The sequence below is a fragment of the Burkholderia savannae genome (assembly GCF_001524445.2).
Taxonomy (GTDB): domain Bacteria; phylum Pseudomonadota; class Gammaproteobacteria; order Burkholderiales; family Burkholderiaceae; genus Burkholderia; species Burkholderia savannae.
Window position 1 is genome coordinate 478,551 of sequence record NZ_CP013418.1, and the last position, 14,417, is coordinate 492,967.

At 68.2% G+C, this 14,417-nt stretch carries 14 protein-coding genes and 1 pseudogene; 9 read left to right on the forward strand and 6 right to left on the reverse strand.

Annotation, left to right across the window (positions count from 1 at the left end; translation table 11 throughout):
• Positions 1-320: 320 nt before the first annotated feature.
• From gsiB to WS78_RS23090, 5 genes are all read left to right on the forward strand, one after another.
• Complete coding sequence (gene gsiB, locus WS78_RS23070) at positions 321-1,883, forward strand: glutathione ABC transporter substrate-binding protein GsiB (protein WP_059579044.1); 1,563 nt, start codon at positions 321-323, stop codon at positions 1,881-1,883.
• 118 nt (positions 1,884-2,001) lie between these two features.
• On the forward strand, positions 2,002-2,922 hold the full coding sequence (gsiC, locus tag WS78_RS23075; protein ID WP_038749504.1) for a glutathione ABC transporter permease GsiC: 921 nt from the start codon (positions 2,002-2,004) through the stop codon (positions 2,920-2,922).
• 7 nt (positions 2,923-2,929) lie between these two features.
• Complete coding sequence (gene gsiD, locus WS78_RS23080; RefSeq protein WP_038749502.1) at positions 2,930-3,823, forward strand: glutathione ABC transporter permease GsiD; 894 nt, start codon at positions 2,930-2,932, stop codon at positions 3,821-3,823.
• Positions 3,823-5,136 (forward strand): DmpA family aminopeptidase, encoded by a 1,314-nt coding sequence (locus WS78_RS23085; RefSeq protein WP_059579041.1) that lies wholly within the window; start codon positions 3,823-3,825, stop codon positions 5,134-5,136. Before gsiD ends, WS78_RS23085 begins: the two co-directional genes overlap by 1 nt.
• Complete coding sequence (locus WS78_RS23090; protein WP_038749543.1) at positions 5,133-5,960, forward strand: M55 family metallopeptidase; 828 nt, start codon at positions 5,133-5,135, stop codon at positions 5,958-5,960. Before WS78_RS23085 ends, WS78_RS23090 begins: the two co-directional genes overlap by 4 nt.
• Before the next feature lie 40 nt (positions 5,961-6,000).
• On the opposite strand, the gene WS78_RS23095 is transcribed toward WS78_RS23090, so the two are convergent.
• The 4 genes from WS78_RS23095 to pcaH form a co-directional block, all read right to left on the reverse strand.
• Positions 6,001-6,645, reverse strand: coding sequence for a hypothetical protein (locus tag WS78_RS23095; RefSeq protein ID WP_059579124.1), 645 nt, complete (start codon positions 6,643-6,645; stop codon positions 6,001-6,003).
• Between the two features lie 50 nt (positions 6,646-6,695).
• Complete coding sequence (locus WS78_RS23100; protein ID WP_059579038.1) at positions 6,696-7,406, reverse strand: hypothetical protein; 711 nt, start codon at positions 7,404-7,406, stop codon at positions 6,696-6,698.
• Positions 7,407-8,006: 600 nt separating this feature from the next.
• On the reverse strand, positions 8,007-8,600 hold the full coding sequence (gene pcaG, locus WS78_RS23105) for a protocatechuate 3,4-dioxygenase subunit alpha (RefSeq protein ID WP_059579035.1): 594 nt from the start codon (positions 8,598-8,600) through the stop codon (positions 8,007-8,009).
• 2 nt (positions 8,601-8,602) lie between these two features.
• Positions 8,603-9,307 (reverse strand): protocatechuate 3,4-dioxygenase subunit beta, encoded by a 705-nt coding sequence (gene pcaH / locus WS78_RS23110; RefSeq protein ID WP_038749493.1) that lies wholly within the window; start codon positions 9,305-9,307, stop codon positions 8,603-8,605.
• A gap of 108 nt (positions 9,308-9,415) precedes the next feature.
• Between pcaH and pcaQ the strand changes: the two genes are divergently transcribed.
• Complete coding sequence (pcaQ, locus tag WS78_RS23115; protein WP_059579032.1) at positions 9,416-10,420, forward strand: pca operon transcription factor PcaQ; 1,005 nt, start codon at positions 9,416-9,418, stop codon at positions 10,418-10,420.
• A gap of 18 nt (positions 10,421-10,438) precedes the next feature.
• Here pcaQ and WS78_RS23120 read toward each other — a convergent pair whose 3' ends face one another.
• Together WS78_RS23120 and WS78_RS38385 are read right to left on the reverse strand one after the other, a co-directional pair.
• The gene (locus tag WS78_RS23120; protein ID WP_059579030.1) at positions 10,439-11,110 is read right to left on the reverse strand and encodes a hypothetical protein; all 672 of its coding nucleotides are present in this window, start codon (positions 11,108-11,110) and stop codon (positions 10,439-10,441) included.
• 287 nt (positions 11,111-11,397) lie between these two features.
• A pseudogene (locus tag WS78_RS38385) lies at positions 11,398-11,732 on the reverse strand (hydrolase).
• Positions 11,733-11,768: 36 nt separating this feature from the next.
• Here WS78_RS38385 and WS78_RS23130 point away from each other — a divergent pair.
• The 3 genes from WS78_RS23130 to WS78_RS23140 all read left to right on the forward strand — a co-directional run bounded on the left by WS78_RS23130 (position 11,769) and on the right by WS78_RS23140 (position 14,367).
• Complete coding sequence (locus WS78_RS23130; RefSeq protein WP_059579027.1) at positions 11,769-13,238, forward strand: GGDEF domain-containing protein; 1,470 nt, start codon at positions 11,769-11,771, stop codon at positions 13,236-13,238.
• 114 nt (positions 13,239-13,352) lie between these two features.
• Positions 13,353-13,526: a hypothetical protein gene (locus WS78_RS36200; RefSeq protein WP_156437535.1), complete on the forward strand. Its 174-nt coding sequence runs from the start codon at positions 13,353-13,355 to the stop codon at positions 13,524-13,526.
• Between the two features lie 172 nt (positions 13,527-13,698).
• A complete protein-coding gene (locus tag WS78_RS23140; RefSeq protein WP_059580371.1) occupies positions 13,699-14,367 on the forward strand; it encodes an O-methyltransferase in 669 nt (222 codons plus the stop codon).
• Positions 14,368-14,417 lie beyond the last annotated feature (50 nt).

Here is a 14,417-nt window from a genome sequence, read left to right on the forward strand (position 1 = left end):
GCAGGCGAACGCGGCGCGAGCGCGCGATGTGCGAATGCGATACGCAATTGCGGCACGCGCATGCAAAACGCAGATGCAAAACGCAGACGCAATACGCAGACGCAATACGCGAGCGCGATGCGCCCGCGGGACGAAGCAAACGCCGCGCGCGCGATGCGCGAGCGGCATCGAATCAGCAGAGGAAGTCGAGAAGAGCGCAGCAAGCCGATGACGCGAGGCCCCGGACCATCCGCACGAAACCCGGCCCCGCCGAACGACGCCAGCAGGACCACACGAACCCAGTCACACGCACTTACGAAGCATCGCCAAGGAGCCCACCCATGACTACGCCGCATTCGTTCTTGCCGTTCTCGCCGCGCGCGCTTTTCGTCGCCTGCGCGGGCGTGATCGCGATGTCGTCCGCGTCGCTCGCGTTCGCCGAGCGGGCCGCGGTGATGGCCGTCGATTCGACGTTCACCACGCTCGATCCGTACGATTCGAACGACACGCTGTCGCAGGCGGTGTCGAAATCGTTCTACCAAGGCCTGTTCGGCTTCGACAAGGACATGAAGCTCGTGAACGTGCTCGCGACCGGCTACGACGCGAGCGCCGACGCGAAGGTCTACACGATCAAGCTGCGCCAGGGCGTGAAATTCCAGGACGGCACCGATTTCAACGCGGCCGCGGTGAAGGCGAACTTCGACCGCGTGACCGATCCGGCGAACAAGCTCAAGCGCTACAACCTGTTCCGCCGGATCGCGAAGACGGAAGTCGTCGATCCGTACACGGTGAAGGTCACGCTGACCGAGCCGTTCTCGGCGTTCGTCAACGTGCTCGCGCATCCGTCGGCCGTGATGATCTCGCCCGCCGCGCTGAAGAAGTACGGGCGCGACATCGGGCTGCACCCCGTCGGCACCGGCCCGTTCGAGTTCGTCGAATGGAAGCAGACCGACGACCTGAAGGTGAAGAAGTTCGCCGGCTACTGGAAGCCCGGCTATCCGAAGATCGACGCGATCGACTGGAAGCCCGTCGTCGACAACAACACGCGCGCCGCGCTGATGAAGACGGGCGAAGCCGATTTCGCGTTCCGCATTCCGTTCGAGCAGACGGCGGACCTGAAGGCGAGCCCGAAAGTCGACGTGATCGAGCGCACGTCGATCATCCAGCGCTACGTGAGCCTGAACGTGATGCAAAAGCCGTTCGACAATCCGAAGGTTCGCGAGGCGCTCAACTACGCGGTCAACAAGGACGCGCTCGCGAAGGTCGCGTTCTCGGGCAACGCGACGCCCGCGGCCGGCATCGTGCCGCAGGGCGTCGACTACGCGGTGAAGCTCGGCCCGTGGCCGTACGATCCGGCCAAGGCGCGCGCGCTGCTGAAGGAGGCGGGCTACCCGAACGGCTTCGAGACGACGCTCTGGTCCGCGTACAACAACTCGACCTCGCAGAAGGCGATCCAGTTCGTCCAGCAGCAGCTCGCGCAGGTGGGCGTGAAGGCGCAGGTGCAGGCGCTCGAGGCGGGCGAGCGGGTCGCGAAGGTCGAAAGCGCGCAGGACCCGGCGAAGGCGCCCGTGCGGATGTACTACACCGGCTGGTCCGCGTCGACGGGCGAATCCGACTGGGCGATCTCGCCGCTGCTCGCGTCGTCGTCGGTTCCGCCGAAGCTCATGAACACCGCGTACTACAAGAACGACGCGGTCGACGACGATCTCGCGAAGGCGTTGCAAACCACCGACCGCGCGAAGAAGGCGACGCTCTACGGCGATGCGCAAAAGCGCATCTGGGCCGACGCGCCGTGGATTCCGCTCGTGCAGGAGAAGATCGTCTATGCGCGCAGCAAGCGCCTGCAGGGCGCTTACGTGATGCCGGACGGCTCGTTCAACTTCGACGAGATCGCGATCAAGTGACGCGACGCGGCCCGGGCGGCCCGCCGGATCGGCGCGATTGCGCCGAATCCGCCGATCCGCGCGCATCGGGCGTAGGCGGCGCGCGGCCCGTCGGCGCGCCGCATCGAGAGGCAAGCGCATGCTGAATTTTCTGGTCAAACGATTGTTCGGGCTCCTGCCGACGCTGCTGAGCGTTGCGGTGCTCGTGTTCCTGTTCGTGCACCTGCTGCCGGGCGACCCCGCTCGGCTCGCGGCGGGGCCGGAGGCGGACGACGCGACGGTCGCGCTCGTGCGCGCCGATCTCGGCCTCGACAAGCCGCTGCCCGCGCAGTTCGCGAACTTCTTCGCGCGGATCGCGCACGGCGACTTCGGCACGTCGACGCGCAGCAAGCGGCCCGTCGCGACCGAGATCGGCGAGCGCTTCATGCCGACGCTGTCGCTGACCGTCGTCAGCATGGCCTGGGCGACGCTCTTCGGCATGGGGATCGGCATCGCGTCGGCCGTGTGGCGCAACCGCTGGCCGGACCGCGTCGGGATGACGCTCGCGGTGTCGGGCATCTCGTTTCCGGCGTTCGCGCTCGGGATGCTGCTGATGGAAGTGTTCTCGGTGAAGCTCGGCTGGCTGCCCGTGGTGCCGGACGGCTCGTGGAGAAGCTACGTGCTGCCGTCGCTCACGCTCGGCGCGGCCGTGGCCGCGGTGATGGCGCGCTTCACGCGCGCGTCGTTCGTCGAGGTGCTGCACGAGGATTTCGTGCGCACCGCGCGCGCGAAGGGCGTGCGCGAGCCGGTGGTCGTGCTCAAGCACTGCCTGCGCAACGCGATGATTCCGGTCGTCACGATGATGGGGCTGCAGTTCGGCTTCCTGCTCGGCGGCTCGATCGTCGTCGAGGCGGTGTTCAACTGGCCGGGGCTCGGCCGCCTGCTCGTCGATGCGGTGACGATGCGCGACTACCCGGTGATCCAGGCGATCGTGCTGCTGTTCTCGCTCGAGTTCATCCTGATCAACCTGACCGTCGACGTGCTGTACGCGGTCATCAACCCGACGATCCGTTTCAAGTGAGGCGCGCATGAACGCGACTGTTCCTACCACCCCGGCCGCCGCGCCGGCCGCGATCCGCACGCCGTGGAGCGAGTTTTGGCGCAAGTTCAGAAAGCAGCACGTCGCGCTCGCGGCGGGGGCGTTCGTGCTGCTGCTCGTCGCCGTCGCGATCGTCGGCCCGCATTTCGTGCCGTACGACCCGGAGAACTATTTCGACTACGACGCGTTGAACGCGGGGCCGTCGGCCGCGCACTGGTTCGGCGTCGATTCGCTCGGCCGCGACATCTTCAGCCGGATCGTCGCGGGCGCGCGGATCTCGCTCGCCGCGGGCTTCTTCTCGGTCGCGCTCGGCGCGGCGATCGGCACGTTCTTCGGCCTGCTGGCCGGCTACTACGAAGGCTGGTGGGACCGCGCGACGATGCGCGTCGCCGACGTATTGTTCGCGTTCCCGGGCATCCTGCTCGCGATCGGCGTGGTCGCGATCCTCGGCAACGGGATGGTCAACGTGATCTGCGCGGTCGCGGTGTTCAGCGTGCCCGCGTTCGCGCGGCTCGTGCGCGGCAACACGCTCGCGCTCAAGCAGATGACCTACGTCGAGGCCGCGCGCAGCATCGGCGCGTCCGACCGCACGATCATCATGCGCCACATCCTGCCGGGCACGGTGTCGTCGGTCGTCGTCTATTTCACGATGCGCATCGGCACGTCGATCATCACCGCCGCGAGCCTGTCGTTCCTCGGCCTCGGCGCGCAGCCGCCGACGCCCGAGTGGGGCGCGATGCTCAACGAGGCGCGCGCGGACATGGTGAACGCGCCGCACGTCGCGCTCTTTCCGAGCATCGCGATCTTCCTGACCGTGCTCGCGTTCAACCTGCTCGGCGACGGGCTGCGCGACGCGCTCGACCCGAAGCTGGAGCGGCGCTGATGGGCGCGCACGCAGCGGGCGGGCCGGACGCGGCGGGCGGCGTGAACGTGACGCACGCAGCGGATCGGGCGGACGCCGCGCCGCACGTCGGCGCGCTGCCGGCGGGGCCGCTTTGCAGCATCGCCGACGTCGCGGGCGTGACGGTCGGCCACGCGACGCTCGATTCGGGCGGCGTGCAGACGGGCGTGAGCGTCGTGCGGCCGCACGCGGGCGACGTCTATCGCGACAAGGTGCCCGCCGCCGCGGCGGTGATCAACGGCTTCGGCAAGAGCGTCGGGCTCGTGCAGCTCGACGAGCTCGGCGTGCTCGAGACGCCGCTCGCGCTGACGAACACGTTCGGCGTGGCGGCGCTCGCGCACGCGCAGATCCGCGCGGCCATCGATGCGAATCCGCAGATCGGCCGCGCGTGGCCGACCGTCAATCCGCTCGTGTTCGAATGCAACGACGGCTATCTGAACGATCAGCACGCGTTCGCGGTGACGCCCGAGCACTACGCGCAGGCGCTTGCCGACGCGCGGCCCGGGTTCGCGCGCGGTGCGGTCGGCGCGGGGCGCGGGATGTCGTGCTTCGACCTGAAGGGCGGAATCGGCTCGGCGTCGCGCGTCGCGCGCGCGGCGGGCGAATCGTGGACGGTGGGCGCGCTCGTGCTCGCGAACTTCGGCCGGCTGCCGATGCTGACGATCGACGGCGTGCCGGTCGGGCGGATGATCGCCGCGCGGGACGCGGGCGGCGCGCAGGCGGCGGCCGGCGCGCAGGGCGCGGGCGCGGCGCGGGACGATGCCGGCACCGGCGGCACGGGCGGCATGGGCCGCGCCGGCGACGCGGCGCACGATGCGGGTGACTGCGCGAATGCCCGCGCGAACAGCGGAGCGGCCGGCGGCCTCGCGCCCGACGCCGCCGCTGCGCGGCCGGATGCGCCGCCGCCCGAGCAGGGCTCGATCATCATGCTCGTCGCGACCGACGCGCCGCTGTCGTCGCGGCAGCTGAGGCGCGTCGCGCTGCGCGCGGCCGCGGGCCTCGCGCGCACGGGCTCGGTGTACGGCCACGGCAGCGGCGACATCGCGCTCGCGTTCTCGACCGCGTACACGGTGCCGCACGACGCCGAGCGCATCGCGCTGCCGGCGCTCGTCGCCGACGCCGCGCTCGATCCGCTCTTCGCGGCCGCGGCCGACAGCGTCGAGCAGGCGATCGTCGACGCGCTGTGGCGCGCGACGAGCGTCGTGGGCCGCGACGGCCACGCGCGCCGCGCGCTGCGCGACGCCGCGCCGGAAGTCGAACGATGGATGCGCGCATCGCGCGAGGCAAACCGATGAAAGTGCTGATTTCGACCGATATCGAAGGGGTGGCGGGCGTCGTGAGCGCCGAGCAGACGCGCGCCGGCAATCCCGAATACGAGCGTGCGCGCCGCTGGATGACGGCGGAAGCGAACGCGGCAGTCGAAGGCGCGTTCGCGGGCGGCGCGACGCGCGTGTGGGTCAACGATTCGCACGGCGGCTTTCGCAACCTGCTGCCCGACGGCATCGACGCCCGCGCGCGCGTCGTGCTCGGCAAGCCGCGCACGCTCGGGATGATGGCGGGCCTCGAAGCCGGGCCCGATCTCGTGTTCATGATCGGCTTTCACGCGAAGGCGGGCACACGCGGGCTGCTCGCGCACACAATCAACAGCGGCGCGTTCGCGCGCGTGCTGCTCGACGGGCGCGAAGCCGGCGAGGCCGGGCTCTACGGCGCGCTCGCGCACGAATACGGCGCGCACGTGGCGCTGCTGTCCGGCGACGACGTGTTCGTCGACGAGACGCGGCCGCTCTTTCCGGCCGCGCGCTTCGTGACCGTCAAGGAGGCGACGGGATTCGCGAGCGGCGCGTCGATGACGCCCGCCGCCGCGTGCGCGGCGATCGGCGTCGCGGCGCGGCAGGCGGTCGAGCAGGCGCGCGAGGTCGCGCACCTGGCGCGCCCGCACGCGCCGCGCGCGGCGGCCTGCGAGCTGCGCGCACAGACCGTCGCGGCCGCCGATCTCTTCTGCCAGTGGCCGTCGCTCGAGCGCGTCGACGCGCTCACGCTGCGGTTCGCCGCGCCGTCGATCGAGCACGTCGTGCGAACGTTGAACTGCCTGTCGGCGATGTCGTTCATGCTGCGTTGAATCGCGCTTGCGCGTCAGCGCACGGGCGGCGGGAAATCTGTCAGGTCAAATAGAACGTGTTAGAGGTGTTGTCGAATCCGACATTGACCGCACCGCCGCTCAGCGGCACCGCGAGACTGTTCGTCGGCGTGAACGGGGCGATCATGCCGTTTACGCCGGACGACAGGAACAGATCCGCCCAATCGAGCAGATAGAACGCCGCTTGCGTATTCGTGATCACAGCAGTGGCGTTCATCGTCGATATCGCGGTTGCGCCGTTGACCGTTGCCCGTTGCGCGAGCCCGAAAGCGCCGGACGCGCCGATTTGCAGATTCCGGATGGAGTACGCGCCGGCCGGCCCGATGCCCGCATTGCCGTTGTCGATCTGGCCGTTGCGGAACGAATAGAGCGTCTCGATCCGCGCCGGTCCGTTCGTCGTCGCATTGATCTCGAGCACGTTGCCTGCCGTCAGCGTGGTCGCCGTCATGTAAAGGAAAATGGCGTCGTCGATGACGACGCTGTTGTGCTCGTACGGCGAGAACGCCTGCCATATGACGGACGCGCTCACCGATGCGCCGCGCATGTTCGCCAGTGTCGAGCTGACATAAGTGTCGACCCGTCTCGTCAACGTGACCGCAAGCCGCGCATCGCGGATCTTCGCCACGCCTGCCGAATCGATCGCGATGTAGATCGTGCAAACCGGCATGATCCGTGCGCCGGCCTGCCACTCGACGCGGCAGACCGGCTCCGCGCATCTCACACGATTCTTCTCAGCGTGCCGTAGCTTTCGGATCCGGTGACGGCGCCTCGAAGTCCCTCGACGAACTCCTCCCCACTGAGAACGGCCGGTTGCTGGAGGTAGAACGTATTGGTCCGTTCGTTGAAGCCGACCTGGGCGGCCGGATTCTGGGTGGACAGCGTGATCGGCAGCGCGTTGCTGGCTACCTGCGATATCACCGAGCCATTGTTGCTGTACGACGCGAGGAACAGCGAGAGATTTTCGATCGGCGTAAACGATGCCCTCATGTTGTACGCGACCGGCACGGCGTTGAGCGGCGCCGCGACAGGAACATTGTTGACGACCGCCTGCTGGGCAAGCCCGAAACTGAAGTTGCCGGCCTGGCTGTTGAGGAGGTTGAACGTGCTGGGGCTGCCGCCGTCGGCGCCGGTGAACTGGGCGCGTTCGAACGTGTAGGTCCAGCCGGTTTGAATCGGCGCACCCGTTTGCGACGTCATCATGATCGTGGCGCCCGCCTGCAGGACGGTGGTCGTCGCGTACATCGTGTACTGCTCCTGCCACGAGATCTGGTTCAACTGGAGCGGCTGGAACGTTACCCAGGCGATCGGCAGGTTGCCCTGCTGCAGTGGATCCGAGATCACGCTCTTGACGAGCGTGACATGAAGCCCATTTTGGTAAATGGTATTCAATCCGGTGTTGCTGATAGAAATGTTGATCTGGTAATTCATTCTTAATCCCCTTGAGTGAGGCATTAAAGAAAAACCAGCCATCGACGAGCTGGCGCTGCGACATCCCAGGCATACGCGGTTGCCCGGACGATAATCGCGTGATTCGGGATCCGAGTGATATTTCCGGATGCGTCTGTACGTGAGCGGCAAGAAAGCATGTGACGCCAAGTGTCGGTCGAGTACGGGCGCATAGGGCAGCAATCAACATCCGGTTTGCGTGAGTTTCCGCAGCATTTTGGTGAATGGCTGGTTTGATGTTTTCTTTTTCGTTTCGTGAGATAAGCGATCTGCTGGAATCAGGATAGGACGAATGGCGAGGTATTCAAGCGAAGATCTGATTTCAAATGGAATTAAAGCGGCATTCGTCGTCGATCCGCTCCTTGGCTGAAAGAAGCTTTAATTGCGCCGGACATGACGGGATTGGCTCCTGTTTCCGTTCGGGGCCGATCGACCGGCCAGCCGACGATTGGGGGGCGCGGCCCGGGCGCCGCGGATCGTCGCATGGCCGAAAAAAGTGGGGATAAGGAGGGGCGATCCGCCCGAATGGCCGATTGCGTGCGCGGCACGGATCGCACACACAACCGGCGGACGTCGGTTCGTTCAGATATCGAAGAACACCGTCTCCCGCTCGCCCTGCATGCGGATGTCGAAGCGATAAACGGTCACGCCGTTCGCCTGCGCGTCGCGCTTCGCGATCAGCGTCGCGCGGCGCTCGGCCGGCACGGTGTTCAGCGCCGCGTCGGCTTCGTTCGCGGCCGCTTCGTCGTCGAAGTAGATCCGCGTGAACGCATGCGTGAGAATGCCGCGCATCATCACGGTCACGTCGACGTGCGGCGCGTCCGTCTCCGACGTGCGCGCCGGTTTCACCGTTCGCACGACGAAGCGGTTCTGCGCGTCGGTGCCGGTGCCGACGCGCGCGAAGCCGTTGAAGCCGCGCTGCGCGGCGTCGTCGCGCGACGTCGGATAGCGGCCCTCGCCGTCGACTTGCGTGAATTCGAGCACCGCGTCGCCGACGGCGTTGCCGTCGCCGTCGATCACGCGGCCGACGAGCAGGATGTGCTCGCCTGCCGCGTCGGGCGTCGCGATCTCGGGCGTGAAGAGGCTCTTCAGATCGAAGTTGTACTGCTGCGGGCAGAGGCCGTACGCGAAGTACGGGCCGACGGTTTGCGAAGGGGTCTGTTTCGGCGTCGTCATGTTCAGCGCTCCGTCGGGGTGGCGTCGCGGCCGCGCAACACGATGTCGAATTCGTAGCCGAGCGCGAAGCCTTCTTCGGTCGTGCCGATCGAGAAGCGCGAGATCAGGCGATCGCGCGCGTCCTCGGGCGTGCCCTGGAAGATCGGGTCGAGCGCGAGGAGCGGATCGCCCGGGAAATACATCTGCGTGACGAGCCGCGAGCCGAAATAGTCGCCGAACAGCGAGAAATGGATGTGGTTCGGCCGCCACGCGTTCGGATGATTGCCCCACGGATATGCGCCCGGCTTGATCGTGAGGAAGCGGTAGCGGCCGTTCTCGTCGGTGAGGCACCGGCCCGCGCCGAGGAAGTTCGGATCGAGCGGCGCGTCGTGCTGATCGACCTTGTGCACGTAGCGGCCCGCGGCGTTCGCCTGCCAGACCTCGACGAGCGTGTTGCGCACCGGCTTGCCGCCTTCGTCGAGCACGCGGCCCGTGACGATGATCCGCTCGCCGAGCGGCTCGCCGTTCTTCGCCGCGTTCTTCGTCAGGTCGTGGTCGAGCGGGCCGAGGTCGCCCGCGCCATAGACGGGCGCGTGCTGGTTGCGCAGCTTTTCCTTCAGCGGGATCAGCGGCTGCGTCGGGCCGCGCTTCACCGACGAGCGGTACGGCGGATGAATGTACGCGGGATGCGACGGCCAGTCGCGCGGCGCGAGCGTCGAGGAATCCATCAGGATCGTCTCCGGGTTGATGGTTGTCAAGGCGGGATGGGGGGACTTTAGCTAATCCGGAAAGTTATGCAAAATGATGTTTTATCGCTAATCGTATAACCAGACGTTATGCAACACCGGATTGCCGACGGCCGGGTCAAGTTCCGGCACCTGCAGTGCTTTCTCGCCGTCGCGCAGTTCGGCAGCGTGCAGAAGGCCGCGCAAAGCCTGTCGATCACGCAGCCGGCCGTGTCGAAGACGATCGCCGAGCTCGAGTCGATCCTCGGCGTGAAGCTGTTCGAGCGCGGCCGTCAGGGCGCGCGGCCGACGCGCGAGGGGCAACTGTTCATTCCGCACGCGAGCGCGTGCGTGCTCGCGCTGCGGCAGGGCGTCGGGCTCCTCGCGCGCGAGAGCGGCGGCGCGGCCGCGACGCTCGAGATCGGGATGTTGCCGACCGTCGCCGCGTCGCTCGCACCCGCCGTCTTGCAGGCGCTCGCGAGCGAATGGCCGCGCGCGGTCGTGCGGATCGCGACCGTCGCGAACGCCGAGCTGCTCGAACGGCTGAAGGCGGGCGCGATCGAGTGCGCGATCGGGCGGCTGTCGGAGCCGGAGCGGATGGTCGGGCTGTCGTTCGAGCACCTGTACAACGAGCCGCTCGTCGCGGTCGTGCGCGCGGGCCATCCGCTCGCGGCGAGCGCCGCGCCCGCCGCGCAGCTCGCGCGCCATCCGGTCGTGCTGCCGCCGTACGGCACGATGATTCGCCAGGCGGCCGAGCAACTGCTGAGCGCGTGCGGCGCGCCGCCGCTCGAATCGTTCGTCGAGGTGCTGTCGGTGTCCGTCGCGCGCGCGCTCGCGCTCGAAAACGACGCGGTGTGGTTCGTGCCGCGCTACGCGGCCGAATACGATCTCGCGGCGGGCACGCTCGTGCGGCTCGCGCTGCCCGTCGAGGGCGCGGACGAGCCGGTCGGGCTGATCCTGCGCACCGATGCGCAGCTTTCGCCCGTCGCGCGCTCGCTGATCGAGGCCGTGCGGGCGGTCGCGCGGCGGCGGCTCGGCGCGGCGGGCGGGCGAAGTCGCCGCGACGGGCAGGGTGCGCCGAAGCGGGCGCGCGGCACGCGAAAGCGCGGGGCGTGACGCGCGACGTCCATCCGCTCATTCCATGCCGAGCTTGCCGAAATCGAATCGCTCCGCCGACAGCAGGAAGCCGCTCGATTTCTTGCCCGGCGCCGCGCCCTTGATCTGGCATTGCTTGAAGAACGACACGTACGTGTTCTGATTGAACTCGCTGTCCGGCGCCGGCTCGACGTAGCGCACCCATAGCTCGAGCGTGTCCTTGTTCGGCATCGCGATGAAGTGCCCGGCATCGCGCATCTTGCTGACGTAGGCGCTCGACATCCACCACGCGTACGCGGTCCGGCTGCGCATCAGCTCGCCGCGCGTATCGACGAACAGCACGCATGCGAGCGCCGAATTGGGCGTCGCGCAGATCAGCGCGAGATCGGCCGGCTTGATCGAGAAATAGCCTTCCCAGCTCGGCCGCTCGCCTTTTTGCTTCGGCGGTGCGATCGGCGCGGCCTGGCGGCTCTTGACCTGCACGTAGATCGGCGTTTCCGGCGCGTTGCGATCGACCGGCTTCGGCGCGTCGTCGAGCCGCGACAGATGCCGGTACGCGCGCGTCACGACGAGATCGAAGCCTTTGTCGATCGGCAGCTTGAACGCCTCCATGTTGTGGCGGAAGCACTCGGACATGATGTAGTGCTCGCCCGCCGCGCCGATGTAGAGCAGTTCGGTGGGAATGGACGACGATGATTTGGCGTGGGTCATGGCGAACAGGATGGGTGGGCCGCTAGGCCGGCAACGGCGTGTTGCGATTCGAATGCGTTCGGCGTCGACGTTTCGGTTTTTGACACGAACGACGTGCCCGGCCGCGCGCGTCGTTCGGCCCGCGCTCGCGCTCGCGCGTGACGCAGAATTATGACGAACGGGACCGCGCGCGCAAGCGCGTCCGCATCGACGAAGCGTGACGAAGCGCGACGCAGCGCGGCGAAGGCGCCATGCCCGGCCGCGCGGGCATGGCGGAATTGATCGCGTGATCGCGCGTGACGTGGGCGTTATCGGCGTCGATCCGGCATTCTTGAGCGCTTTCCGGCGACGTGAATCGAATCGCCGCGCGCAAAGTCAACATCGCGCCGAACGTCCGATAAAATGGCCGCTCGTCGCGTTCCGCGACGTCGATTCGAAATGTCCCCGATCGATTGGCCCGTGTCGCCGATTCGGCGCGCCGAGGCGCTTCGCGGTCGGAATATTCCGATTCTTCCGGCACGGCGGCGCGCGATCGCGCGTCGTCCCGATGCGCGCCGCGCGGCGCACTTCGGGGCCATGGCCGGCGATCTTTTCCGTGACGAAGCGCGTCGCGCTCATCTAGACAAGCATGAAATCGATACATGCCGGCTTGCGCGGACGGCGAGGACCGTCACACCGGATGCCGCTCGGCTACATGGTGATCGCCGGCGCGGTGGCGGTCGCGATCGTCATGATGTCCATCTGCGCGGCCATCCTGCGCGACAGCCGCGACGACGCGTTCGAGCACGCGCAAGGCGCCGCGCGCAACACGCTGCAGATGATCGCGCGCGACGTCACGCGCGGCTTTCACCTGTACGACGAGACTCTCGCGCGCATCGCCGCGCAGCTCGGCGACAGCAGGATCGCCGCGCTGCCCGCCGACTTGCGCCGCTCGGTCCTGTTCGATTCCGCGGCGGCCGCGAGGGAGGCCGGCACGCTGTACGTGCTCGACGCGCACGGGCGCGTGCGGCTCGCATCGGCGAACGGGCCGCTGCCCACGGCGAGCTTCGCGTCGTACGACTTCTTCGCCGTGCTGCGCGACGCGCCGAGGCCCGGAACGTATCTGAGCGGGCCGTACCGCCTGCCGTCGCGCGACGGCGAGCCGTGCGTCGCGCTGTCGCACCGCGTCGAGCGCGCGGACGGCTCGTTCGCGGGCGTCGTCTTGCTCGCGGTGCGCCTCGCGTACTTTCAGCAGTTGCTGGCGGCGGCCGATGCGGGCCCGCACGGCGCGATCCTGCTGATTCACGCGGACGGGCGCATCGTGATGCGGATTCCGTTCGACGAGAAATTCATCGGCCTCGACCTGAGCGGGACGAGCATCTACACGCGCACGCAATTCGGCCGCTCGGGCGAGTTCTTCGACGCCGGGCCGATCGATCGCGTGAAGCGCTTCTACCTGTATCGGCGGCTCGACGAAATTCCGCTGATCGTGCAGGTGGCGATCGCCGAAGACGACATCTACGAGACGTGGCGCGCTCGCGCGTGGCGCTTCGGCGTGCTGACGGGCGTGTTCGCGCTGATCTTCGTCCTGATGAGCGCGTATCTCGCGCATTCGCTGTGGCGCAAGTCGACGGCCGAAGCGGCGCTCGCACGGCTCGCGGGCACCGACAGCCTCACGGGGCTGCACAACCGGCGCGCGCTCGACGAGACGCTCGAGCGCGAATGGCGGCGCGCGGTGTACGGCGAGCGTCCGCTCGCGATCCTGTTCGTCGACATCGATCGCTTCAAGCGCTACAACGACACGTACGGGCACCGCGTCGGCGATGAGGTGCTCGCGACCGTGTCGCGCTGCATCGCGCAGCAGGCGGCGCGGCTCGGCGACGTCGTCGCGCGATACGGGGGCGAGGAGTTCGTCGTCGTGCTGCCGGACACGCCGCGCGGCGGCGCGCTCGTCGTCGCCGAGCGCGTGCGGCTCGGCGTGCGGATGCTCGGGATCGAGCACGAAGGGTCGGAAGTCGGGTTCGTGACGGTCAGCGTCGGCGTCGCGGTGTGGCAGCCGGACGGCGCGCCCGCGCCGCGCGTCGCGGCGATCGTCGAGGCGGCCGATCGCGCGCTCTATCAGGCGAAGGCGAGCGGGCGCAATCGCGTCGTCGACGTCGGGCTCGGATGAGGCGGCCGGCAATGGGCGGCTTCGGGGCGCTCGGTGCGTGCGCCGGCGGTTTCGGGCGATTTCGGCGGCCTAAGGCGGTTGGGGGGATCGGATGGCTCGAACGACTCGGATGACGTGAACGAAGCGCGCGACACGCGCGACGCGAACGACACGAACGACACGAACAACGCGAACAACGCGAACGTCTCGAATGATTCGAAGGACACGGCCGACATGAACGAAGCGAACAATGCGACCGTCGCGAGCAGCCCAAACGACTTGACCGGCGACAACGCGGTTGCCCCATAATTGCCGCCCGCCGCCCGCCGCCCGCCGCCCGCCGCCCGCCGCCCGCCGCCCGCCGCCTCCCCGAATTCGCCCGCCGCCTGACGGCCCGACACGCAAATCCCGCGCATCACCGCAACACGACGGCGCGCCGCCGGACATAGAATGGCCTTTCCCGACACGCGAAAGGTGCGCGATGAGCGAACGACAATGGAGCGCGGTGGACGATTTCCTCTGCGATCAGCTCGCGCCGTCCGATCCGGCGCTGGACGCGGCGCTCGCGTCGAGCCGGGCGGCCGGCCTGCCCGCCATCAACGTCACCGCGAATCAGGGCAAGTTCCTGAACCTGCTCGCGACGATCCGCGGCGCACGCCGGATTCTCGAGCTCGGCACGCTCGGCGGCTACAGCACGATCTGGCTCGCGCGGGCGCTGCCGCCGGGCGGCGCGCTGCTCACGCTCGAGGCCAATCCGGACTACGCGGCGCTCGCACGCGAGAACATCGCGCGCGCGGGGCTGGCGAACGTCGTGACGGTCGTCGCCGGCCGCGCGAAGGACAGCCTCGAGCGGCTGATCGCCGAGCGGGCCGAGCCGTTCGATCTGATCTTCGTCGACGCCGACAAGGACAACTATCCGCAATACCTGCCGCTCGCGGTCGCGCTGTCCCGCGCGGGGACGGTGATCGTCACCGACAACGTCGTGCGGCAGGGGCGCGTCGCGGATCGGCGCAACCACGATCCGGACGCGATCGGCGTGCGCGAATACTTCCGCCTGATCGCCGCGCATCCGCGCCTGTCGACGACCGCGCTGCAGACCGTCGGCTCGAAAGGCTGGGACGGTTTCGCGCTGACCGTCGTGACGGCATAGGCCAAAGCGCGTCGACGGCGTGCGAACGAGCGCCTCACGGAATTCGGCGC

Bases quoted from the DNA above. Each gene is read 5' to 3' on its own strand.
- gsiB (WP_059579044.1), top strand. From the start codon at position 321: ATGACTACGCCGCATTCGTTCTTGCCGTTCTCGCCGCGCGCGCTTTTC.
- gsiC (WP_038749504.1), top strand. From the start codon at position 2,002: ATGCTGAATTTTCTGGTCAAACGATTGTTCGGGCTCCTGCCGACGCTG.
- gsiD (WP_038749502.1), top strand. From the start codon at position 2,930: ATGAACGCGACTGTTCCTACCACCCCGGCCGCCGCGCCGGCCGCGATC.
- WS78_RS23085 (WP_059579041.1), top strand. From the start codon at position 3,823: ATGGGCGCGCACGCAGCGGGCGGGCCGGACGCGGCGGGCGGCGTGAAC.
- WS78_RS23090 (WP_038749543.1), top strand. From the start codon at position 5,133: ATGAAAGTGCTGATTTCGACCGATATCGAAGGGGTGGCGGGCGTCGTG.
- WS78_RS23095 (WP_059579124.1), bottom strand. From the start codon at position 6,645: ATGCCGGTTTGCACGATCTACATCGCGATCGATTCGGCAGGCGTGGCG.
- WS78_RS23100 (WP_059579038.1), bottom strand. From the start codon at position 7,406: ATGAATTACCAGATCAACATTTCTATCAGCAACACCGGATTGAATACC.
- pcaG (WP_059579035.1), bottom strand. From the start codon at position 8,600: ATGACGACGCCGAAACAGACCCCTTCGCAAACCGTCGGCCCGTACTTC.
- pcaH (WP_038749493.1), bottom strand. From the start codon at position 9,307: ATGGATTCCTCGACGCTCGCGCCGCGCGACTGGCCGTCGCATCCCGCG.
- pcaQ (WP_059579032.1), top strand. From the start codon at position 9,416: ATGCAACACCGGATTGCCGACGGCCGGGTCAAGTTCCGGCACCTGCAG.
- WS78_RS23120 (WP_059579030.1), bottom strand. From the start codon at position 11,110: ATGACCCACGCCAAATCATCGTCGTCCATTCCCACCGAACTGCTCTAC.
- WS78_RS23130 (WP_059579027.1), top strand. From the start codon at position 11,769: ATGCCGCTCGGCTACATGGTGATCGCCGGCGCGGTGGCGGTCGCGATC.
- WS78_RS23140 (WP_059580371.1), top strand. From the start codon at position 13,699: ATGAGCGAACGACAATGGAGCGCGGTGGACGATTTCCTCTGCGATCAG.